This window comes from Rhizobium leguminosarum bv. viciae (genome assembly GCF_012276115.1).
Lineage (GTDB): Bacteria > Pseudomonadota > Alphaproteobacteria > Rhizobiales > Rhizobiaceae > Rhizobium > Rhizobium leguminosarum_T.
Genome location: NZ_WIEU01000012.1, coordinates 102,506 through 124,017 on the forward strand (window position 1 = coordinate 102,506; position 21,512 = coordinate 124,017).

At 61.6% G+C, this 21,512-nt stretch carries 18 protein-coding genes and 1 pseudogene; 8 read left to right on the forward strand and 11 right to left on the reverse strand.

The annotated features are described in order from the left end of the window. Window positions 1-94 precede the first annotated feature (94 nt). Entirely contained in the window at window positions 95-1,360 is a 1,266-nt protein-coding gene (locus GFM02_RS21000) for a glycerate kinase type-2 family protein (protein ID WP_168322650.1), read from the forward strand. Window positions 1,361-1,390: 30 nt separating this feature from the next. Here GFM02_RS21000 and GFM02_RS21005 read toward each other — a convergent pair whose 3' ends face one another. Together GFM02_RS21005 and GFM02_RS21010 are read right to left on the reverse strand one after the other, a co-directional pair. Then, window positions 1,391-2,347, reverse strand: coding sequence for an NAD-dependent epimerase/dehydratase family protein (locus GFM02_RS21005; RefSeq protein WP_205930407.1), 957 nt, complete (start codon window positions 2,345-2,347; stop codon window positions 1,391-1,393). Window positions 2,348-2,438: 91 nt separating this feature from the next. Then, window positions 2,439-3,422 carry a lytic transglycosylase domain-containing protein gene (locus tag GFM02_RS21010; RefSeq protein WP_205930408.1) on the reverse strand — a complete coding sequence of 328 codons (984 nt, stop codon included), beginning with the start codon at window positions 3,420-3,422 and terminating at the stop codon, window positions 2,439-2,441. A gap of 196 nt (window positions 3,423-3,618) precedes the next feature. Here GFM02_RS21010 and GFM02_RS21015 point away from each other — a divergent pair, with 196 nt between their 5' ends. Both GFM02_RS21015 and GFM02_RS21020 read left to right on the forward strand, forming a co-directional pair. Then, window positions 3,619-4,341: a glutathione binding-like protein gene (locus GFM02_RS21015; RefSeq protein ID WP_168322653.1), complete on the forward strand. Its 723-nt coding sequence runs from the start codon at window positions 3,619-3,621 to the stop codon at window positions 4,339-4,341. A 245-nt stretch (window positions 4,342-4,586) separates the two neighbouring features. Further along, window positions 4,587-5,357, forward strand: a complete 771-nt coding sequence (locus GFM02_RS21020; protein ID WP_168322654.1) for a gamma-glutamyl-gamma-aminobutyrate hydrolase family protein — start codon at window positions 4,587-4,589, stop codon at window positions 5,355-5,357. 67 nt (window positions 5,358-5,424) lie between these two features. Here the strand turns inward: GFM02_RS21020 and GFM02_RS21025 are convergent, their stop codons facing one another. The 9 genes and pseudogenes from GFM02_RS21025 to GFM02_RS21060 all read right to left on the reverse strand — a co-directional run bounded on the left by GFM02_RS21025 (window position 5,425) and on the right by GFM02_RS21060 (window position 14,068). Next, window positions 5,425-6,084, reverse strand: coding sequence for a peroxiredoxin (locus GFM02_RS21025; RefSeq protein ID WP_020049649.1), 660 nt, complete (start codon window positions 6,082-6,084; stop codon window positions 5,425-5,427). Continuing rightward, the gene (locus GFM02_RS21030; RefSeq protein ID WP_246764365.1) at window positions 6,081-6,335 is read right to left on the reverse strand and encodes a hypothetical protein; all 255 of its coding nucleotides are present in this window, start codon (window positions 6,333-6,335) and stop codon (window positions 6,081-6,083) included. Before GFM02_RS21030 ends, GFM02_RS21025 begins: the two co-directional genes overlap by 4 nt. Window positions 6,336-6,377: 42 nt before the next feature. Continuing rightward, a complete protein-coding gene (locus GFM02_RS21035) occupies window positions 6,378-7,376 on the reverse strand; it encodes a TRAP transporter substrate-binding protein (protein ID WP_168322655.1) in 999 nt (332 codons plus the stop codon). 13 nt (window positions 7,377-7,389) lie between these two features. Then, on the reverse strand, window positions 7,390-9,222 hold the full coding sequence (locus GFM02_RS21040; protein ID WP_168322656.1) for a TRAP transporter large permease subunit: 1,833 nt from the start codon (window positions 9,220-9,222) through the stop codon (window positions 7,390-7,392). Further along, window positions 9,153-9,337 (reverse strand): annotated as a pseudogene (locus GFM02_RS35735) (hypothetical protein); the annotation flags it as partial. The gene GFM02_RS21040 and the pseudogene GFM02_RS35735, both read right to left, overlap by 70 nt. Window positions 9,338-9,340: 3 nt before the next feature. Continuing rightward, window positions 9,341-10,324, reverse strand: coding sequence for an ABC transporter permease (locus tag GFM02_RS21045; protein WP_094086163.1), 984 nt, complete (start codon window positions 10,322-10,324; stop codon window positions 9,341-9,343). After that, on the reverse strand, window positions 10,321-11,316 hold the full coding sequence (locus GFM02_RS21050; protein WP_168322657.1) for an ABC transporter permease: 996 nt from the start codon (window positions 11,314-11,316) through the stop codon (window positions 10,321-10,323). The genes GFM02_RS21045 and GFM02_RS21050 overlap by 4 nt, the downstream gene beginning before the upstream one ends. After that, the gene (locus tag GFM02_RS21055; RefSeq protein WP_168322658.1) at window positions 11,313-12,851 is read right to left on the reverse strand and encodes a sugar ABC transporter ATP-binding protein; all 1,539 of its coding nucleotides are present in this window, start codon (window positions 12,849-12,851) and stop codon (window positions 11,313-11,315) included. Before GFM02_RS21055 ends, GFM02_RS21050 begins: the two co-directional genes overlap by 4 nt. Window positions 12,852-12,928: 77 nt before the next feature. Continuing rightward, entirely contained in the window at window positions 12,929-14,068 is a 1,140-nt protein-coding gene (locus GFM02_RS21060) for a sugar ABC transporter substrate-binding protein (RefSeq protein ID WP_168322659.1), read from the reverse strand. Between the two features lie 229 nt (window positions 14,069-14,297). Between GFM02_RS21060 and GFM02_RS21065 the strand changes: the two genes are divergently transcribed. The 5 genes from GFM02_RS21065 to nirB all read left to right on the forward strand — a co-directional run bounded on the left by GFM02_RS21065 (window position 14,298) and on the right by nirB (window position 21,509). Beyond that, the gene (locus GFM02_RS21065) at window positions 14,298-15,302 is read left to right on the forward strand and encodes a LacI family DNA-binding transcriptional regulator (RefSeq protein WP_168322660.1); all 1,005 of its coding nucleotides are present in this window, start codon (window positions 14,298-14,300) and stop codon (window positions 15,300-15,302) included. 85 nt (window positions 15,303-15,387) lie between these two features. Then, window positions 15,388-15,975 (forward strand): ANTAR domain-containing response regulator, encoded by a 588-nt coding sequence (locus GFM02_RS21070; protein WP_018241751.1) that lies wholly within the window; start codon window positions 15,388-15,390, stop codon window positions 15,973-15,975. A gap of 34 nt (window positions 15,976-16,009) precedes the next feature. Next, window positions 16,010-17,290, forward strand: coding sequence for a CmpA/NrtA family ABC transporter substrate-binding protein (locus GFM02_RS21075; protein WP_348643983.1), 1,281 nt, complete (start codon window positions 16,010-16,012; stop codon window positions 17,288-17,290). 482 nt (window positions 17,291-17,772) lie between these two features. Then, on the forward strand, window positions 17,773-19,041 hold the full coding sequence (locus tag GFM02_RS21080) for an MFS transporter (protein WP_168322661.1): 1,269 nt from the start codon (window positions 17,773-17,775) through the stop codon (window positions 19,039-19,041). 17 nt (window positions 19,042-19,058) lie between these two features. Then, window positions 19,059-21,509, forward strand: coding sequence for a nitrite reductase large subunit NirB (nirB, locus tag GFM02_RS21085; RefSeq protein WP_131629451.1), 2,451 nt, complete (start codon window positions 19,059-19,061; stop codon window positions 21,507-21,509). Window positions 21,510-21,512 lie beyond the last annotated feature (3 nt).

The window sequence follows — 21,512 nt, forward strand, 5'->3', positions numbered from 1 at the left end:
GCTGTAACACTTTGAATTGCTGCATTATGCAGTAGGCTATGGTGCATCAAGCGCCCCCACATCACCATCGACACCGAGGCAGCAGAGACCACCGATGACGACAACCGCCCCCCGTGATTTCCTGAAAAGCCTGTTCGACGCAGCGGTTCGCGCTGCCGATCCTGTGACCGGCATCAAGGCGCATCTGCCTGAAAGGCCGAAGGGAAGGACCCTGGTGATCGGCGCCGGCAAGGGCGCGGCGCAGATGGCGCGGGCGCTCGAAAGCGTCTGGGACCGACCGCTGGAAGGTGTGGTGGTCACCCGTTACGGCTATGGCTGCGAGACACGCGGCATAGAGATCCTCGAGGCAGCGCATCCGGTGCCGGATGTGGCTGGCCTTGCCGCCGCAAAGCGGCTGACGGAGACGGTGAACGGGCTGACGGAAGACGATCTGGTGATCGCGCTGATCTGCGGCGGCGGCTCGGCGCTGCTGCCCGCCCCGCCGGACGGGCTGACCCTCGAAGACGAGATTGCGCTCAACGAAATGCTGCTTGCCTCGGGCGCGCCGATTTCGGCGATGAATGTCGTGCGCAAGCATCTCTCCACCATCAAGGGCGGCAGACTTGCGGCAGTGACCGAAGCGAGGGTCGTCAGCCTGATCGTCTCCGACATTCCCGGCGACAACCCGGCTCATGTCGCCTCCGGGCCGACAGTGCCTGATGGTTCGACACGGCACGATGCGCTCGAGATCATCAGGCAATACGGATTGCAGCTGCCGCAGGCCGCACTCGACCATCTGAACTCGCCGAAAGCCGATGCACCGCGGCCGGACGATCCGGTGTTTTTGCGGCACGCGCATCACATCATCGCCTCCGCCGGCGTTTCGCTGGAGGCGGCTGCCGCCCTGGCGAAGTCGCAGGGGATCGAGCCGGCGATCCTTTCCGATGCGATCGAGGGAGAATCGCGCGACGTGGCGCTGGTGCATGCGGCCATCGCCCGCGAAGTGTCGGGCCGGAACAGGCCGTTTCCGAAGCCGGTCGTCATCCTTTCCGGCGGCGAGACTACGGTGACGCTGAGAACCAAGGGTGGCAAGGGCGGACGCAACGGCGAATTCGCGCTCGCCATGGCGCTTGCGATCGACGGACAGGAGGGCATTCATGTCCTCGCTGCCGATACCGACGGGATCGACGGCTCGCAGGATAATGCCGGCGCCTTTGCCGATGGCGGCACGGTGAGGCGCCTGCGCGCCGCCGGACTCGATCCGCGTCGGCTGCTCGACGGCAATAACAGCTATTCGGGCTTTGCGGCGACCAGCGATCTCTTCGAAACCGGCCCGACCGGAACCAACGTCAATGATTTCAGGGCTATCCTGATCCGTTAAGCAGCGGCCGCTACGCGCGGCGCTGGCGGATCAGGTCTCGATCCGCCCCTGCTCGACCAGCCAGCCGACCGATTCCTGCACCGCCTGCAGGGAGGTGTATCTCGGGGTGTAACCTAGCAGGCGTTTGGCTTTGGCGATCGAGCAATTCGGGCTGCGGGCAATATGTTCCCAGGTCGCCTTCGCATCCTCAGCCGTCTGACTTTCGGCCCAGGCGTCGAATGGGGCGAAGCTGAGCTTCGGCTCGTGCCCGAACCAGCGAGACATGGATTCAGCATAACCGCGAAGGGTCAATGCCTGCTCCGAAACCGCGTGGAAACTTTCGCCGGTCGACGCATTCCAGTTGGCGATCGCATTCATGAACATCGCCGCCACGTCATCGGCATGGACGTGATGAACGGTCTCCAGGCCGAAATGGGGCAGCGCCAGGATCTCTCCGCGGGCAAGGGTTGAAAAGACCTGCAGGTTGAAATTGCCGGCCGGATTGAGCGGCGTCCAGCCGGGACCGACAATGTGCCCGGGATGGATGATGGTTGCCGGAAATCCGCGAAGCCTTGCCTGCTGCAGCAGATAGGTTTCGATCGCCGCCTTCTGCGTCCCGTAATCGCCGAAGGGAGATTTCGGCGCCTCCTCCAGCGTCGGCACGGCAGTCGAATGGCCATGCGTCCAGATCGTGCCGGTATGCAGGAAGTGACCGACATGCCCCGACAGGGCCGTCACCAGATGCTCGGCACTTTCCAGCGTGAAGCAGATCATGTCGATGACGATGTCGGCTTTCAATGCACGTACGGCCGGGCCGAAATCACCCGTCAGTTCCATGGCTGCCCGATCCATCTGACGCTGATCGACGGCAGCCCAGGCGTGGTTTGCCGTATAGGGCTTTGCCGTGCCGCGGCTGATCGTGACGACGTCGTGACCGGCTTCCACCAGACGGGGAACGAGATAGGTTCCGACATGGCCCGTTGCTCCGATTACCAAAACCCGCATCATCGTTCCTCCTTTTGCATTTCCATGTCGAATATGCTGCGCTCTGGTGATCCTGCAAGCAGACTTCTCGTGATCAAGGGCTGGACCAGGCCCGCTATCGATTCCTGAAAACCAGACAGGTGCCGCCGTGTTTGCGGATCTGGTTGCACAGGTCGTTGGCTTCCGTGCGCGTTTGCCGGCCGATGCGGACAGCATAACGCGGCCGAAAACCGAAGCTGCGATCGCGCTGGCGCAGGATCAGCGGCTGCTCCGCATTCAGGGGCGCGGGCAGATCCTGCACAGCATCGAGAAACATGCGCCGGGCCACCGCGACATTCGCATTCGCCGCAAGCTGGACGCCCCAGGGCGCCCATTCACCCTCCTGACGCCAGGGTATGTCCTTCAACGTCCGTCTCTCCGCAAGCGCCACGCAACCATCGAGGAAGGACTTGTCCTTGTCGAGCGGGGCGGCCGCATCTTCCGGTGGGTTATCCTTCCATTCCTCGACTGTATGGGCGGTGATCGCCATGACGTAGCCACGCGTCTCGTAAGGTAATCTGCCTGACGCAAGGTAAGTGGCAAGTCCGTTTTCACCGGCATTATAGGCGGCGGCGGCAAGGCCGAGATTGCCGAAACGATTGCGCAACTCGTCGAGATACTGCGCCGATTTCCGCAGCGCTTCCAACACCTGGTAGCTGTCTTCGAGACCGCGCAGTTTCGCCGTTCCGGGCATGAACTGCGCAATTCCCTGGGCTCCCTTGAAGCTGACTGCATCGGGGCGAAAGGTGCTTTCTCGCCAGATGAGACGGGCGAAATAATCCGCTGGCAATTGATTGGCGCTGGCGAAATGCTCGATCGCGACGCAAAGGTCGTAGTTGAAACTGTCTTTCCGAATGCAGAGCGTCTCACCCGATCCCGCCGCCGAAGGTCCCGAATACAAGCAGGCCGGCGACCCGGCGCTCCCCTCAGGCTGGGCCTTTACTGTGTCCACGGCGGGAACCAGAAGACAGAGCGAAAGCATGGCCTTCGTCGATCTCCTCCCCATGTCGGACTGACGCTTTCGGCGTATCATCGGATCTCGGCGGGTTCGAACTTCCATCGCGACGCTGGATTCTAGATACCATCGATAAAGGCATGACGCTTCCCCCAATTTCCATATCTGCACCCGAATTGGCGCCAGGAACGCTCACAGGTTTTTAATTTCGCCATCGATTTTGGAACAAACATATTCGGCCTGCCATGGTCGCAGCGCTATTCTGCTCATCAGGAATGCTTAAGCGAATGAGGATAAGCAGATGATTGATCTCCACTACTGGCCGACGCCGAACGGCAAGAAGGTTTCGATCTTCCTGGAGGAAACGGGCACGCCCTATCGGCTGGTGCCGGTCAATATCGGCCGTGGCGACCAGTTCAAGCCTGATTATCTCAGACTCAACCCCAATCACCGCATGCCTGCCATCGTCGATCACGCGCCTGCCGATGGCGGCGGTCCGTTGAGCGTCTTCGAATCCGGCGCGATCCTCTTCTACCTTGCCGAGAAGACCGGAAAATTCTGGCCGCAGGATCTGCGCGGCAAATACGAGGTCACGCAATGGGTGATCTGGCAGATGGCGAACCAGGGGCCGAAACTCGGCGAGGCCGGTCATTTCCGTCGCCTTGGCGATCGCGAAGGCGATCAGTCCTATGCGGTGCGGCGCTTCACCGACGAAGCCAACCGCCTCTACGGCGTTATCAACATGCGGCTTCGCGACCGGCGCTATCTGGCCGGTGACGAATTCACCATCGCCGACATCGTCAGCTATCCCTGGACCGTCAACTGGCAGGCACAGGGTCAGGACATCGACGAGTTCAAGCATTTCAAGCGATGGTTCGAGGAGGTCGGCGCAAGGCCCGGCGTCCAGCGCGGTCTTGCGGTCGGCGCCGATCTTAGCACCGACAACAGCAAGCTCTCCGAAGAGGAACAGGCGCGCATCCGCAAGATTCTCTACAACCAGCGCGCCCTTCCCGTTCCGGATTGAGCACCGACCCGGCCAAGGAAATTCGTTCCCTCCGAGCTTCGCCTTGTTCAGGCTTTTAAGGGACCTGCCTTGGCGGTCGCAAAAGCTCTTGCACCGGCATCGCGACCAAGGATAACCATATAGTGAGAACCGAGCCGGCAGTTAGCCCGAGGCCGGTTCCGGTTTCGCGGCGTTGCAAAATCAGCTGCCCGAGGGGCTAGGCGGCTTGGTAGCAGTTGGCGTTGCGACTTGGGGTGCGACAAGCAATGGCAAGACCTGTAATCGGCATCATCGGGAACGCCCGCATCGTCGAAAGCCGCTTCTCGACCCAGCTTGTCGGAGAAAACAATTTGCGAGCCGTGGCCGATGTCGCCGAAGCGTTGCCGCTGATGTTTGCCGGCAATCCTAAACTGGCCGATATCGCGGATCTGCTGGCTGTCGTCGACGGCATTCTGCTGACGGGTGCCAGAGCCAATGTCCATCCCAGCCGATTCAATATGGTGCCGGATCCCAAGCATGAGCCTTATGATGAGGATCGTGACGGGCTGGCGCTGCCATTGATCGAAGCCTGTGTTGCGCAAGGCGTTCCTGTTTTCGGCATATGCCGCGGTTTTCAGGAAATGAATGTCGCCGCCGGGGGCTCGCTGCATCCCGAAATCCGGGAATTGCCCGGACGCATGAACCACCGAATGCCGCGCCTTGAGACCGGCGAGATCCATCCCGACCCCGCCATCGTTTTCGGCGATCGTCACGATGTTCGACTTATAGAGGACGGGATGTTTGCGCGCATCCTCGGCCGGGAGACGATCCGGGTGAACTCCCTGCATGGACAGGGCATCCTCGAACTTGGTGAGAGGGTCGTTGCCGAAGGCATTGCCGAGGACGGGACGATCGAGGCGATACGGTTCAAGGACGCGCCGGGATTTGCTCTCGGTGTGCAATGGCATGCCGAATACGATCCGCAAACCAACCCTGTGAACCGTGCGCTGTTTCAGGCATTCGGAGATGCGGTAAGAGCCCGTAAAGCCATCGCTTAGTCCGATCAGTAAAAAGCCGCCGCGAAGTGCTTTCGCGGCGGCTTTTGGAATGGCTTGAAAGCAGTAGTCAGGCCGTCGGCTGCTTGGTCTTCCTGAGATAGGGCAGAACCGTATCGAAGGAGCCGAAACGCGTGATCGCGTCTTCGTTTGAAACCGCAGCGGTGATGATGACGTCCTCCCCCTGGTTCCAGTTCGCCGGTGTGGCCACCTGGTGCTTGGCCGTCAGCTGGATGGAATCGATGGCGCGCAGGATCTCATTGAAATTGCGGCCCGTTGTCATCGGATAGGTCAGGATCAGCTTGATCTTCTTATCGGGACCGATGATGAAGACCGAACGCACCGTCGCATTGTCTGCAGGCGTGCGGCCTTCCGAGCTCTCGCCGGCGCCGGCCGGCAGCATATCGTAGAGCTTGGCGACCTTGAGGTCTTTGTCACCGATCAGCGGATATTCGACGTCGAAGCCGGTGGCGGTCTTGATGTCGTTCTTCCACTTGGCATGGCTTTCCACAGGATCGACGGAGATGCCGATGATCTTGGCGCCACGCTTGGAAAATTCCCCGGCCAAGCCGGCCATGGCGCCGAGTTCGGTCGTGCACACAGGCGTGAAATTCTTCGGATGCGAGAACAGGACGGCCCAGCCGCTGCCGATCCAATCATGGAAACTGATCGGTCCCTGCGTGGTGTCGGCGGTGAAATCGGGGGCAATATCGTTGATACGTAAGCTCATGGTCGGCCCTCCAAAGCCTTGTGTTCAATGTTGTTTATTTCAAATCGAGGCCATGGGATCCGTCCGCCGGAAGCGGTCGCGAGATTGCGGTCAACAAGATCGCACCGGCCGAAGGTAAAAACCTCCCATTCCAGGATTTTAAGTAAGTTATATACCACGATCACCAAAGGCATGCTCTTTCGATTTCCGGCCTGCTCCGGCATTATTTTTCCGGCAAGTGCGTGCGATGAAGAGACCGATGGTTTTTCCATCGGTCCCCGTTCAAAGCTGCAGGAGAACCGTCCGCCGCTTGCTCAGGCGGCCTGGATCGATTTGATCCTGTCGATGCCGCCGACAACAGGCGCGAAATCGCCCCACACGCCCTGGGCGCCCTTCTGCCATTCGTCGAAGACTTCCGGCTTCAAGAGCTTTCCACCGTTGGCAAGTGCTGTCTCGACGGATTTGGATTCGTCGTCGACGATCAGCTGGTTGAAATAGGCAGCCCCCTCGCTGGAGGCCTGCTGGAACACCGCCTTCTGCTCGTCATTGAGGCCGGCCCAGAAGGTCGAGGCATAATAGATGACGCCGGATGCCCAGATGTGGCCGGTCTCGGTCATATCGGGCACGACCTCATAGAGCTTGAAGCCGGCATAGGCCGACTTGGTCAGGTCCATCGCGTCGGCGACGCCGGTTGCGAGCGCATTATAGGTCTCGGTGATCGGAATGCCGATCGGCGTCGTGCCGAATGCGCTCCAGAGCTTGGTGTGCAGCGGGCTCTGGATGACACGGATGCGCTTGCCCTTGAGCTGCTCCGGCCGCGTCACCGGTTCCTTGGTCAGGAGATGGCGGGCGCCGTAATTGATGAAATCGCCGACGACGAAATTCTGCGCCTGCAGTTTCTGCCTGAGATCGGCGCCGACATCGCCGGCGACGGTCCTGCGAACATGGTCGGCATCGCGGAAGAGGAAGGGCAGATCGAGGATCTGCAGTTCCGGCGCCCAGCCGGAAAGCGACGAGACCGTCGAGAGGCTCGCCTGGATGGAACCGAGACGCACGCCTTCGGCCACTTCCTTCTCGCCGCCGAGCGCACCGTTCCCGACGATATTGAACTTGAACTGGCCGGGGAGTTTCGCTTCGACCAATTCGCCGATCTTCACCCAGATCTTCGTTTCCGGCTTGTCGTCGCCAAGCAGCGAGGCGATCGTGATCGTCGTCGTGCGGGCGGCGGCGGTGCGAACGAAGGCGGGCGCTGCAAGCGCCGTTCCGGCGAGAGCTGCGGTCTTCAGGAAATTGCGGCGGTTGAAATTGTCCATGGGGTTGTCCTGTTTACGAGAAGATGATGGCCCAGGCGCAGAGGATTGCGAGCGAGACCAGGAGAGCCAGCAGATAGGGAACCACCGCCCGAAAGAGCTCCGAGGCGGGAATGCGCGTGACGCCGCTGACGACGAAGATCAGCATGCCGAGCGGCGGTGTCAGTCCGTGGATCATCAGGTTGACGACGATGATCACCCCGAACTGAATGGGATCGATGCCGGCGGCGACCGCCGCCGGCAGCAGGATCGGGCCGAGGAGCAGGATCGCCGCGCCGATATCGAGAATGAGGCCGATCACCAGCAGGATGACGTTCGACAGCAGGATGACCGCAAGCGCGCTGCCGCCGAGCACCGTCGTCATGTGCGAGATCAGTCCGGACACGTCGTCGACCGCCAGCAGGAAGGCGAAGGGGCCGGCCGTGCCGATGAGGAGGCCGATCGCCGCCGCTTCAACGGCTGCCTGACGGAAGGCGGTATAGAGTGAAACAATGCCGAGCCGCGCGCCGATGCCGAGCAGCAACGTGTAGAAAGCAGCAAGTGCTGCGGCTTCCGTGGTGGTGACGATACCGATGCGGATGCCGACGACAACGATGACGCCGAGCCCGAAGGCCGGGATTGCCTGGACCGCCGATCGCCAGCGTTGTCTCGCATTTGCGCGCGGCAAAGGCACCTGCTCACGCACGGTCAGATGGATGGCGACCGCCAGGCATATGGCCATCACCCCCCCGGCAAAGAAGCCGCCGACGAGCAGCGAGCCGACGGAAAGATTGGTGGCCGTCGCAAGGATGAGAAAGGCGATCGACGGCGGGACGACATTGTCGAGAACCGATGTCGAGGCGATGATCGCCGCTGCCTGCGCCGGCCGGTAGCCGTGCTTGACCAGCTCGGGCTGGAAGGTCGATGCGCCGAAGGCGGCATTTGCGACCGACGAGCCGGAAGCACCGGAAAAGAGAACACTGGTCAACAGCGTCGTCTGCGCCAGCCCGGCCCGGCGATGACCGACCATGGCGGCGGCGAAGCGTACGAGCTGGTTGGCGACACCGGAGGCCGTCAGCAGGCCGCCTGCGAGCAGGAAGAAGGGAATGGCGAGCAGCAGGAATTTCGAGATGCCGGTGACGGTTGCGGAAACGATCGCGGGCTCCGGCAGGCTGCTGCCGAAGGCGATGACGACATAGGCTGCGGCAAGAAAGGCGTGCGGCAAGGGCGCAGCAAGCACGAGGCCGACCGCGGCGATCAGTCCGAGAGAAATGCTCGGCGGCCAGTCGAGATCGAGCGAGACATGCGGAATGCCGGCATAGAGCGCGACACCGACGGCAAGCGAGAGCAAAACCGGCAGGATCTTGCCTTCGGCGATGCGCTGTAGAAGCAGCACGACGAGGATCAGCGCGCCGCCGACGCCGAGGAAACCGAAGCGGATCCATTCCGGCACGCCGAGCGTCGGCGAGATGCCGCCAAGCATCGTCATGATCTCGCTGCCGCCGAAGCTCAGGACCAGCGCCGAAAGCACGGTGAAGACATCGGCGCCGATCGGCGTGACCTTCTGCAGGCTCTCCGGCAGCATCTTGACGAAGACGTCGAGGCGCATGGCAAGCGCGCTGTTGAGGCTGAGCGGCGCGCCGAGCGCGATCAGGCCCACATGCAGCCAGATGCCGAGATCCTCGGCACCAATGAAGCCGGCGCTGAAGAAATAACGCAGACAGACTGTGGCGAGCACCATGGAGAGCAGCACGGCGAGAACGAGTGCCGCCGCAATGCCGAGAACCGCTTCGACCGCCCTCAAGGCGCGCGCCGCAGGTCCATCATCCAGAGCGGTCCGTTCGATCGAATGAAATTCGCTGGTGGCCACAAAACGTACCTTCTGACTTCCCTGCTGACATCGAGCCGCGGCAGCTCCTTTTCGCCGAAACGATAGGTTTCCTCAAGCAGCGGATGCTGGAAAAGATGAAAGTATCGACAGCGGCCGATCAGGCCGGCTTCTGGCGGCCGTAGAGCAGGAGCATGCCGATGATGACGGCGCCGTAGATGAGCTGGCGGCCGGCTTCCTCGATCTGCATCACCGAGAGGATGGATTGCAGCAGGGTGATCAGGATGACGCCCGCCACCGTTCCGAGGTAGGAACCCTTGCCGCCGAGCACATGCGTGCCGCCGAGAACAACGGCCGCGATCGACGGCAGCAGATAGGCGTCGCCCATGGATTGCGACGCCTTTGACGCGTAACCCGCCAGCAGAACGCCGCCGAGCGCGCTGAGCCCTCCCGAAATAACAAAAGCCAGAAGCGTAATGCGACGAGTATTGATGCCGGACATGTAGGCGGCGCGCTCCCGGTTTCCGATGGCGTAGAGCGACCGGCCGAACGTCGTCCGCGTCAGCATGAAAACCGCGGCCAAACCCACGCATAGCCAGACGAGAACCCCGTTAGGGAGTCCCGGGATTGTGTAGCCGGTTGCCAGGAACCGCATGGCCGGCGTGGCCGAATCCTGCGGGGAGAAGCCGCCGGTGTAGACGACCATCAGTCCTTGCGCGACGGCATTGGTCGCCAGCGTGATGATCATCGAGGGAATGCGGAGATAGGCGACCGCCAGGCCGTTGACGAGACCGATCGCAGCGCCGCAGAAAATGCCGAAGGGGATCGCCAGAACCGAGCCGGTCGTACCGTAAGCGGTCGCGGCGCAGGCCATCATCGCACCTGTCGTCACGACCCATGGCACCGAAAGGTCGATCTGGCCGAGCAGGATGACCGCCATCATGCCGGTGGCGATGACGCCGAGGAACGAGGCCACCTTCAACTGCTGCAGCAGATAATCCGGCGACAGGAAATTCGGCGAATAGATCGATCCGGCGAACAGAAGCAGGATGATGCATCCGAAGGCGGTCGCCACCGCCGGATCGATACCGCGCAGGCGTGTGGGCACTCGAAGCTGCCGCATGAGAGACGCTTCCTCGCTCATTGAAACCACTCCAGCCGATTGCGGACCCTGGCAAGCCCGATGCAGCCGATACTGATCGCCAGCATCAACACCACGCCCTGGAACAGCGGCTGCCAAAGCGGATCGAAATCGAAGACGAAGAGCAGGTCGCCGATCGTGCGAAAGGCCAGGGCTCCGAAGACAGCGCCGACGGCGCTTCCCTTGCCCCCCGCAAGGGAAACGCCGCCGAGCACCACCGCCGCGATCGAATAGAGCGTGTAGGCGTTGCCGCTCGCAAACGCCGCTTCGCCGGTATAGGAGAAAAAGGTGAGATAGAGCCCGCCGATCGCCGAAAGCAGTCCCGCCAATGCATAGGCTGTCAATTTCGCCCGCTTGACCGGCATTGCCGACATATAGGCGGCGCTCTCGGCCGAACCCACCGCATAGGCCGCCCTGCCGATCGCCGAGCGGCTGAACGGAACCCAGATGACGACAATGACGGCGAGGAGAACCACGAGGCTTGCCGGAACGATCCCAAAGAGCTTCGAGGTGAAGGCATCGGCCAGATCCTCGTTGACCGAGCCGCCGGGCGTCGGTCGCAGCAACAGCGCCAGCCCGTAGAAGATCGCGCTGGTCGCGATCGTCGCCACGATCGGCTGCAGCCGGCCGAAGATGATGATGAGCCCGTTCAGCATGCCGCAGCCCAGCCCGGCGAGCAGCACCACGACGATGCCAGTTCCCGTCTGCAGCGGCGTGCCGACGACCAGCCAGGAGGCGAGGCAATTGCAGAGGACCAGAACCATGCCGGCCGAGAGATCGATGCCGGCGGTGATGACGACCAGGCATTGCGCCATGGCGACGAAGGCAAGCAGCGTCGCCTTGTTCGAAGCCGTCTGCACGACGTTGGGCGTGAAGCCCGCCGGGTGGTTCGAGACATAGAGGGCGAACATGGCGACGAAGAGGAGTGCGGCAAACAGCGTTCCCTTCTGCTGCGCATACCAGAACCGCCGGTCGCCGGAAGCATGCTTGTTCATGGGGCAATCCTTTGCGCTAGGCGGTCGCCGGCGATGTTGAGAGCTGCGCCGATCAGTTCGTGCTCGTTGATCTCGGCGCCTTCGAGCTCGCGGATGATGCGGCCGTCATACATGACGAGCACGCGGTCGCAGCAGCCGATCAGTTCATCGTAGTCGGTGGAATAGAAGATGATCGCCGCGCCCGCATCGGCAAGCTTGTGCAGCAGCAGATAGATTTCCTGCTTGGTGCCGACGTCGATGCCGCGCGTCGGATCGTTGAGCAGGATGATACGCGGCCGGTTCATCAGCCATTTGGCGATAACCACCTTCTGCTGATTACCGCCGGATAGTGCGGCAACGGGCATGTCGATCGTCGCGGCCTTGATCGCCAACAGCTTGAACAGATCGTCGATCTCGCGTCGTTCGGCCGCCCGATCGATGACGCCGTTGCGCGAGACGCGGTCGAGGGCTGCAATCGACAGGTTCTCGCGCACGGTCATCGGCAGCATCAGCCCTTCGCTCTTCCGATCCTCGGGGATCAGCGCCATGGATATGCCGCCGGACTTGGCATCACGGGGGCTTTTCAGCGTCACCGGCCTGCCGTCGATTACGACTTCGCCCTTCACATCGCGGAGCACGCCGAAGAGGGCCAGCAGCAATTCGCGCTGTCCCTGCCCGTCCAGGCCGCCGACGCCGATGATCTCGCCGGGCTTGATATCGAAGGTGATGCCGGAAAGCCTATCGCCCCAGGAAAGGTCGCGGCAGGAAAGGACCGGCTTTACCTCTCCGCGATGCGCCGGTTTCGGCGGAAAGACATTGCTGTATTCGCGGCCAATCATCAGCTCCACCACCTGTTGGTCGGTCTTCGTGCCGGCCGGATAGGATTCGATGCTGCGGCCGTTGCGGAAGACCGTGCACTCATCCGCCAGCTGGGCGATCTCGTGCATGCGGTGGGAGATGTAGATTAGGGCCATTCCCTCGGCGCGCAGGCGCTTCAGCACGGCAAAGACCTTTTCGACATCCGACTGCGTCAGCGCCGAGGTCGCCTCGTCGAGGATCATCAGCCGCGGCTTGCGGGCAAGCGCCTTGGCGATCTCGACCATTTGCCGCCGGGACAGGGGTAGATCCTTGACCAAGGCGGACGGATGAATGTCGGAGGCGCCGGCGCGCGCTAACGCTTCCTCGGCGATCCGCCGCTGCCTGCGCCGGTCTATCATGCCGAATTTCAGCGGTGGATTGCTGATGACGATGTTGTCGGCGACCGAGAGGTCGGGAATCAGCGAAAGCTCCTGGAAAACGCAGACGATGCCCGCCGCATTGGCGGCGGCCGGCGAGGCGAAGGCGATCTCCTTACCGTCGAGCAGCATGCGTCCTTCATCAGGCGCCACGACGCCCGCCATGATCTTGATCAGCGTTGATTTGCCGGCGCCGTTCTCGCCGAGGACGGCATGGATCGCACCCGGCCGGATGGCGATATCGGCATCCTTAAGCGCGACGGCACCGCCATAGCGTTTCGATATGCCTTCCATGCGGAAAAGCGGTTCGGGCAAGGTCATGCATCCAGCCTCCATTCGGTCTATCACCTTCGAGATTGCGGGTGCGAACACCCGCAATCAGATCCGGAGGACGGCTGCTATTGGTTCTCTTTGGACTGCCCCATGATTTCCTGAGCGCTGAAATTAATGCCGCAGGTGGGGAAGGAATTCCCGACGAAGAAGTTGTCGGACTGGGTGGGATAATAATCCTCGCCTTCCTTGAAATCAGGATCCGAAACAATCGCGGTCGGCAGTTTGACGGCCTGCGGCACGACCTGACCCTCAAGGGCTGCAATCGCCGTCTTGATGGCGACGGCGACCTGGGCCGGGCCGGTGCCGGCGGACGAGCACTTCAGGCCGTCGGCGGCATGGGCAGCGCAGAATTTGCGGAAGCCATTTTCCGTCTCACCGCCGAAGGGCACGAAGGGATGTTTGGCATCAATCATCGCCTGCACGACTCCGGTATCGCCGCCCTGGGCAGTGATGCCGTCGAACGGGCCGTTGGTGGCGATCGCGTCAGCGGTTGCCTTCTGGGCAACGCCGTCGTCCCATTTTCCGACGACCTCGGTTACCGTGAACTTCTTGCCTGAGGCGTCCAGGGTTTCGTGGATGCCGTTGTGGCGATCCGTATCGACCGAGGTGCCGGCGACGCCACGCACTTCCAGCACCTTGCCGCCGTTCGGCAGATGCTTCACCAGCCAGTCGGCCCAGAGGACACCGAGCCCCTTCTGGTCGACGTTGACATTGATAGCGTCCTTGGTGTCCAGGATATTGTCGAAAGCGACGAGGACGACCCCGGCCTCCTTGGCGCGCTTGATCACCGGCCCGAAGGCGGTCGGGTTCTGCGCGTTGACGACGATGGCATCATAACCGGCATCGATGAAGTTGTTGATGGCGGAAATCTGTGCCGGCACATCCTCGCCTGTCGAGACGACCTTGAACTCCTTCAGCTTGGCCGCGACGTCGGGCTGGGCGGCATAGGCCTTGGCTGTCTGCACCATCTGGATTCGCCAAGTATTGGCGATGTAACCGTTGGCGAGCGCGATGCGATAGGGGCCGTCCTTCTTCGGATATTGCAGGAACTGTGTGTCGGCTGACCACGGCACCATGCAGCCGGGCTCGGCGGCCGGGCCGGACACGACCTTCGGTTCCGCGCTGGCCGCGCCGCAGAGCAGGGCAAGCGCGGACACGGAAAACGCGGCAATGCGAGCCAATTTGGCTTCTTTCACCTTAAACATGAATGTTCTCCTCCTCAGGCGGACCGAGCCGCCTCTCCTATGCTTTTGATTTGCATACTTGGTCCCGGAAGGCTCCACCCCGTCCCTTTCCGGTACAATTTTAGGTTAACATAGTTGACAGCGCTGTCAAATCGTATCTGCTAGCGCTGTCAACTACAGCAATGAGCAAATATTCTCTATTTTCAGAGAATATGAGAATCAATATTCTGGCACGAATGGCGGGACTTGCATGCGGCGGATAACACTTGATGACGTGGCAAATCTTGCCGGCGTCAGCCCGATCACGGTTTCGAGGGTGCTGCGCAAGCCCGATGCGGTCTCGCCAGGCCTGCGGCTGCGCGTCGATGCTGCCGTCAAGGAACTCGGCTATGTGCCGAATATTGCCGCGAGTCGCCTCGCCTCCTCGCGCACGCATGCGATCGGCGTCATCGTTCCGACCCTCTACAACGTTATTTTCGCGGAATATCTGTTTGCGCTTCACGAGGTGCTGGTCGCCGCCGGCTTCCAGGTGATCGTCGTCAACAGCCGCTATTCCGAGATCGAGGAGGAAAACGCCATCAAGGCATTACTCGGGCAAAGGGTGGAGGCGATCATCATCGCCGGCACTCATCACACGCCGCTCTCGCGTCAGCTTCTCGCCCAGGCTCGTCTGCCCGTTGTCGAGACCTTCGAGCTTTCTCCAAACCCGATCGACCTCAACATCGGCATGTCGCAGGAGCATGCCGGGCAGACGGCGACGCAGCACCTGATCGAACGGGGTTTCCGCCGGATCGCCTTCCTGACCGGCAATCTCGACCACCGCGCCCAGTCGCGTTTCGACGGCTACCGGCTGGCGATGCAGGAGGCGGAGCTGCCGAATCTGGAGATCATCGCCGAGAGGCCACGCCATAGCTCCGTGGCACTCGGCTCCGACCTCTTCGCCATGACGCATGAACGTGGTGACGTGCCCGAGGCGATCTTCTGCACTGACGACAATCTGGCGCTCGGCGCCATGCAGGAATGCCGCAAACGCGGCATCCGTGTGCCCGATGACATCTCGATCATCGGATTTCACGACCTGGAATTCGCCGCCTGCGCCGCACCCTCCCTCTCCTCGATCGCGACTCGGCGTTTCGAAACCGGAAAACTCGCGGCCGAAAGGGTGCTTGCCGCGTTGGATTCCTCTGTGGTATTGAGGGCCGAGCAGATCGACCTCGGCTTTGTCTTGATTCCGCGCGAAAGCACGGCAATTTGATCATATTTTGTGCATACTTAGTTTTTGCACACTTTTCAGGCTGGCGCGCTTGCCAAAATTGCTGCGGTGCGTCATGAGTATAGCAATGACGCATCTCGATCTGACAATTCTGGTGATCGACGAAAATGCCATTCGCGCCTCCATCATCGAAGAAGGCCTGCGCGAGGCAGGGCATGTGCGCGTCACTGTGGTGCATGAGGTCAACGGCATCGCGCGAATCATTGAAACGCTGATGCCCGACGTGATCATCATCGATATCGAAAATCCCAACCGCGACATGATGGAGCACCTGTTCCAGCTGACGCGCACGGTCAGCCGCCCGATCGCCATGTTCGTCGATCGGTCCGATACCGCCTCGATCGAGGCTGCCGTCGATGCCGGCGTCTCAGCCTATATCGTCGACGGATTGAAGAAGGAACGCGTCAAACCGATCCTCGACATGGCCGTCAGCCGCTTCAATGCCTTCAACCGGCTACGGCGAGAGCTTGCCGATGCCCGCTCCGCACTGGAGGAACGCAAGCTGGTCGAGCGCGCCAAGGGCATATTGATGAAGATGCGCGGCCTCTCCGAGGAAGAGGCTTTCGCCCTGCTGCGCCAGACAGCGATGAACGAAAAGAAGAAGATGTCGGAAATCGCCCAGAGCGTCGTCACTGCCGCGGGGCTGTTGATGTAATGGCCGACCTGATGAATTTCCGGAGGAAACCGGAGTGGATATGATGACAACGACCTCCAACGCCGGCGGCGAGCTGCCCTCACCCGTGCGGATGAACAACGAAGGACCGAAAGTGCTGCGGGCCGGTTTCATTCCGCTCGTCGATGCATCGGTGCTGATTGCGGCGGCGGAATTCGGCTTCGCGCGGAAGGAAGGCCTGACGCTCGATCTCGTCAAGGACGTCTCCTGGGCGAATGTGCGCGACCGCCTGGCATTCCGCCAATTCGACATCGCCCACATGCTGTCGCCGATGCCCGTCGCCTCCATGCTTGGCCTCGGCTCCAATCCCTCGCCGACGATCGCGCCGTTTTCGCTGGGGCGCGGCGGCAACGCGATCACGCTGTCGACACGGCTCTTCGACAGGATGCGGAATGACGCGGGATTGCCGGAAACGGCAAGCGCACTCGACAATGCCGGCGCCCTGGCAAAAACATTGGCGGTAATGAAGGCCCGCGGCGAGCCGCTGCCGACTTTCGGGGTCACCTACCCCTTCTCCTCGCATAATTACGAATTCCGCTACTGGCTGGCAGCCGGCGGCATCGATCCCGACAAGGATGTCAAGCTCGTGGTCGTGCCACCGCCCATGACTTCGGATGCGCTGGCAGCCGGTGCGATCGACGGTTTCTGCGTCGGCGCGCCGTGGAACATGGTCGCTTCGGAGCGCGGCGTCGGCCGCATCGTCGCCGCCAAACAGGATATCTGGCCGTCGGCACCGGAAAAGGTGATCGGCATGCGGCCGGACTGGGCGGAAAGCCATCCGGAAACCGTTTCCCGGCTGATCGTGGCGCTCGATGCGGCAGCCCAGTGGTGCGACCGGCCGGAAAATCACGACGCGCTGGCGGCAGCTCTTGCCGACCCGCGCTATATCGCTGCCCCCGTCGAAATCATTCGCCGTGTGCTTGCCGGCGAATTCAGCCTCGACGCAAAGGGTAACCGCCGCATCATCACCGACTATTTCATGTTCCATTCCGGCTTCGCCAACTATCCCCGGCCAAGCCATGCGCTGTGGATTTACAGCCAGATGATCCGCTGGGGACAGGCCGAGGTCAGCCTCAACATGGCAAGGGCCGCAGCATCCGCCTACCGCCCGGATCTCTATCGCACGGCTCTCGGTGACGACAACGCACCCGAAGATGCCGATATCCGCATCGAAGGCAGTGACGAGGGCGACCGTTTCATGGACGGCCACGTCTTCGATCCGGCGAGGCTGCCGGACTATGTCGCAGGTTTTGCAGTCAAAAGCGCCCTACCCTTCATTTCTGACGACGAGGTCTAACCGATACCGGCCTGCACAAAACACCAGCAAGCATCTGCCCGCCTCATGTCAAGCGCACAAAATATTTGCATAAGCCGGTGGCGGCCCGAAAAACAAGCAGGCAGCGCGTTCCATAAAATGTCATTTGCATTCAGTGACTTGAACGCAGACCACCAAACTGGCACGCAGTTTGCATCGGCTTTAATAGCACCGGTCAATGACGATCAGCGCAGAATGAGCGCGCGATAGACGCTCACGGAAGACACAGAGATTGCTCTTCAGATTGAAGAGGTAGGTTTTAGCTTGAGCAATCCGGCCAACGGATTGCCTTCAGGCAAATGGGCCAGAAGGCCTAGGAATTCGGCGTCCAACGGCGGGCGCCACCAGCAAAGCCGCTGATCAGGATATTTCGCGCACCTCGTGTATGCGCGTCCTGACCAGCGGCTTTTTGTTTTAACCCTCAGCGATGGATCGGCACGACCTTGTCGGGCCTCGGAGAAGTTATGTCTGTCATCGAGAAATCACAGCCCATGTCCGCCGGCGAACCAGCCAAGGCATTGTGGATCTCCACTGTAGCCTTCACCCTCTGTTTTGCGGTGTGGACGATCTTCGCGATCATCGGCATTCGCATCAAGCAGGATCTCGGCCTGAACGAGGCCGAGTTCGGATTGCTGGTCGGCACCCCCGTGCTCACCGGTTCGCTTGTGCGCATCGTTCTTGGCATCTGGACGGGGCGTTACGGCGGCCGTCTCGTTTACACCCTCACCATGCTGGCCGCTGCATTGGCGACCTTTCTGCTCTCTTACGCCCAGACCTATACGCAGATGCTGATCGCCGGCCTCGGCGTCGGCCTCGCCGGCGGCTCCTTCGCAGTCGGCGTCGCCTATGTCTCGCCTTTCTTCCCGGCGGAGAAGCAGGGAACCGCGCTCGGCATCTTCGGTGCCGGCAATGTCGGCGCGGCCGTAACCAAATTCGCAGCCCCCTTCGTGCTGATCGCATGGGGCTGGCAGGCGGTTGCGGAGATCTGGGCCGTCGGCCTGGCGCTGATGGCAATCGTCTTCTGGTTCACCACGACCGATGATCCGGCCTTCCGTCTCCGCCGCGAACGCAGCGTTGCCACCAAGAGTTTCGTCGAGGAGTTCGCGCCGCTTCAGAACGTTCAGGTCTGGCGCTTCTCGCTTTACTATTTCTTTGCCTTCGGAGGCTTCGTCGCCCTGTCGCTGTGGCTGCCGCGCTACCTAGTCGGCGTCTACGGCTTCAACCTGGAAACCGCCGGGATGATCGCGGCGGCCTACTCCATCCCGGGCAGTATCTTCCGCGCCTTCGGCGGCGTGCTGTCGGACAAGAAGGGCGCGCGCAGCGTGATGTATACGATGTTTGCCGTGTCGGCCGTCGCCACCCTCATCCTCTCGCTGCCGGCCGCCGACGCGTCCGGGACGGGTCCGGCGTTTGGTATCACCCCCTTCATCTTCATCGTCGTCATCTTCGTGCTCGGCTTCTTCATGAGCCTCGGCAAGGCTGCGGTCTACAAGCACATCCCGGCCTATTACCCCGAAAACGTCGGCGCCGTCGGCGGCGTCGTCGGGATGATGGGCGGCCTTGGCGGCTTCATCCTTCCGATTGCCTTTGGCCTTCTCAAGGACATGACCGGCCTTTGGTCCAGCTGTTTCCTGCTGCTCTTTGCGATCGTCGTAATCTCTCTCATCTGGATGCACCTGTCCGTAAAGCAACTGTCGCGCCAAGGGCACTCGGCGCCCGTGGCTGCAACCTGATCTAAGGACCTGGAAATATGACCGAAAAACTTGTCATCATCGGCAATGGCATGGCGCCCGGGCGCATGCTGGAGCACCTCTTCGAGCAGGCGCCCGGACGCTATGAAGTTACGATCTTCAATGCCGAGCCGCGCGTCAATTACGACCGCATCATGCTGTCGCCGGTTCTCTCCGGAGAAAAGGACTACGAGCAGATCATCATTCACGGTGACGGCTGGTATATCAAGCACGGCATCATGCTCTACAAGGGCCACAAGATCGTCAATATCGATCGCGCCGCCAAGACCGTCACCTCCGACCACGGCGTCACCGAAAGCTACGACAAGCTGGTGATCGCAACTGGGTCCGTGCCCTTCATCATCCCGGTTCCCGGCAAGGATCTGCCCGGCGTCATCACCTATCGCGATCTCGACGACGTGCAGGCGATGCTGCTTGCCGCCCAGTCGCGCGAAAAGGCCGTCGTCATCGGCGGCGGCCTGCTTGGCCTCGAAGCAGCGGCCGGTCTTGCCCAGCGCGGCATGGACGTCACCGTACTGCACGTCATGCCGACGCTGATGGAGCGCCAGCTCGACCCCGCCGCCGGTTACCTGCTGCAGAAGGCAGTTGAGGAACGCGGCATCAAGGTCATCTGCAAGGCCAATACCAAGGCGATCGTCGGCAATGGCAAGGTCGAGGGCATCGAGCTTGACGACGGCCGTATCATCCCGGCAACGTTGGTCGTGATGGCCGTCGGCATCCGTCCGAGTGTGGGCTTGGCGAAGGACGCCGGCATTGCGGTCAATCGCGGCATCGTCGTCGATGCCGGCATGCAGACCTCGGATGGCGATATTCTCGCGCTCGGCGAATGCGCCGAGGTGGGCGGCATGGTCTATGGCCTCGTTGCGCCGCTCTATGAAATGGCCCGTATCGCCGCCTCGCATCTTTCCGGCGATCGCTCGCCCGCCTTCGTTCATGCGGATACGCCGACCAAGCTCAAGGTCACCGGCATCGAGCTTTATTCACTCGGCGATTTCGCCGACGGCGACGACCGCGAGGAGATCGTGCTGCGCGATGCCAGCGCCGGCGTCTACAAGCGTCTGGTGCTCAAGGACAATAAGATTATCGGCACTGTGCTTTACGGCGAAACCGCCGATGGTGCCTGGTTCAATGACCTGAAGAAGAAGGCAACCGATATTTCGGAGATGCGCGAGACGCTGATCTTCGGACAGGCCTATCAGGGAGGGTCGCCGCTGGACCCTATGGCGGCCGTTGCAGCCTTGCCGGATGACGCGGAGATTTGTGGCTGCAACGGCGTATGCAAGGGCAAGATCACTTCGACGATTTCAGGCAAGGGGCTGACGTCGCTCGACGACGTACGCGCCCACACGAAGGCATCCGCCTCGTGCGGTTCCTGCACCGGCCTCGTCGAACAACTCATGGCGCTGACGCTCGGCGACAGCTACAATCCGACTGCGGTCCAGCCAATGTGCACCTGCACCGAACTCGGCCATGACGACGTTCGCCGGCTGATCAAGGCCAAGGGCCTGAAGAGCATCCCTGCCGTCATGCAGGAGCTCGAGTGGAAGACTTCCTGCGGCTGCGCCAAATGTCGCCCGGCGCTCAACTATTACCTCGTCTGCGACTGGCCGGACGAATATGCCGACGACTACCAGTCGCGTTTCATCAATGAACGCGTGCATGCCAACATCCAGAAGGACGGCACCTACTCCGTCGTTCCGCGCATGTGGGGCGGCGTCACCAATTCGAACGAGCTGCGCGCCATCGCCGATGTCGTCGACAAGTTCGAGATCCCGATGGTGAAGGTCACCGGCGGCCAGCGCATCGACCTTCTCGGCATCGAGAAGGAAGACTTGCCCGCCGTCTGGGCCGATCTCGGCAAGGCCGGCTTCGTCTCCGGCCAGGCTTATGCCAAGGGCCTGCGCACCGTGAAGACCTGTGTGGGGTCGGACTGGTGTCGCTTCGGCACGCAAGATTCAACCGGCCTCGGCATCCGGATCGAAAGGTTCATGTGGGGCTCCTGGACGCCGGCCAAGTTGAAGATGGCCGTCTCCGGCTGCCCGCGCAACTGCGCGGAAGCAACCTGCAAGGACATCGGCGTGATCTGCGTGGATTCCGGTTTCGAGATCCATTTCGCCGGTGCGGCCGGTCTCGACATCAAGGGCACGGAGGTTCTAGGGCTTGTGCGGACCGAGGACGAGGCACTGGAGCATATCGTGGCCCTGACGCAGATGTACCGCGAGCAGGCCCGTTACCTCGAGCGCATCTACAAATGGGCCAAGCGCGTCGGCCTGGAGGAAATCCGCCGCCAGATCATGGGTGACGCCGAAAAGCGCAAAGCCTATTACGAACGCTTCGTCTTCTCCCAGAAATTTGCCCAGGTCGACCCCTGGTCGGAGCGTGTTTCCGGCAAGGACAAGCATGAGTTCAAGCCGATGGCGACGATCGGCTATCCGCAGGCTGCAGAGTAAGGA

Coding starts and splice junctions, on each gene's coding strand:
- GFM02_RS21005 (WP_205930407.1), bottom strand. CDS start 2,347: ATGATGCGGGTTTTGGTAATCGGAGCAACGGGCCATGTCGGAACCTAT.
- GFM02_RS21080 (WP_168322661.1), top strand. CDS start 17,773: ATGTCTGTCATCGAGAAATCACAGCCCATGTCCGCCGGCGAACCAGCC.
- GFM02_RS21060 (WP_168322659.1), bottom strand. CDS start 14,068: ATGTTTAAGGTGAAAGAAGCCAAATTGGCTCGCATTGCCGCGTTTTCC.
- GFM02_RS21070 (WP_018241751.1), top strand. CDS start 15,388: ATGACGCATCTCGATCTGACAATTCTGGTGATCGACGAAAATGCCATT.
- GFM02_RS21025 (WP_020049649.1), bottom strand. CDS start 6,084: ATGAGCTTACGTATCAACGATATTGCCCCCGATTTCACCGCCGACACC.
- GFM02_RS21000 (WP_168322650.1), top strand. CDS start 95: ATGACGACAACCGCCCCCCGTGATTTCCTGAAAAGCCTGTTCGACGCA.
- GFM02_RS21065 (WP_168322660.1), top strand. CDS start 14,298: ATGCGGCGGATAACACTTGATGACGTGGCAAATCTTGCCGGCGTCAGC.
- GFM02_RS21035 (WP_168322655.1), bottom strand. CDS start 7,376: ATGGACAATTTCAACCGCCGCAATTTCCTGAAGACCGCAGCTCTCGCC.
- GFM02_RS21015 (WP_168322653.1), top strand. CDS start 3,619: ATGATTGATCTCCACTACTGGCCGACGCCGAACGGCAAGAAGGTTTCG.
- GFM02_RS21055 (WP_168322658.1), bottom strand. CDS start 12,851: ATGACCTTGCCCGAACCGCTTTTCCGCATGGAAGGCATATCGAAACGC.
- GFM02_RS21045 (WP_094086163.1), bottom strand. CDS start 10,324: ATGAGCGAGGAAGCGTCTCTCATGCGGCAGCTTCGAGTGCCCACACGC.
- GFM02_RS21010 (WP_205930408.1), bottom strand. CDS start 3,422: ATGGAAGTTCGAACCCGCCGAGATCCGATGATACGCCGAAAGCGTCAG.
- GFM02_RS21030 (WP_246764365.1), bottom strand. CDS start 6,335: ATGGAAAAACCATCGGTCTCTTCATCGCACGCACTTGCCGGAAAAATA.
- nirB (WP_131629451.1), top strand. CDS start 19,059: ATGACCGAAAAACTTGTCATCATCGGCAATGGCATGGCGCCCGGGCGC.
- GFM02_RS21050 (WP_168322657.1), bottom strand. CDS start 11,316: ATGAACAAGCATGCTTCCGGCGACCGGCGGTTCTGGTATGCGCAGCAG.
- GFM02_RS21020 (WP_168322654.1), top strand. CDS start 4,587: ATGGCAAGACCTGTAATCGGCATCATCGGGAACGCCCGCATCGTCGAA.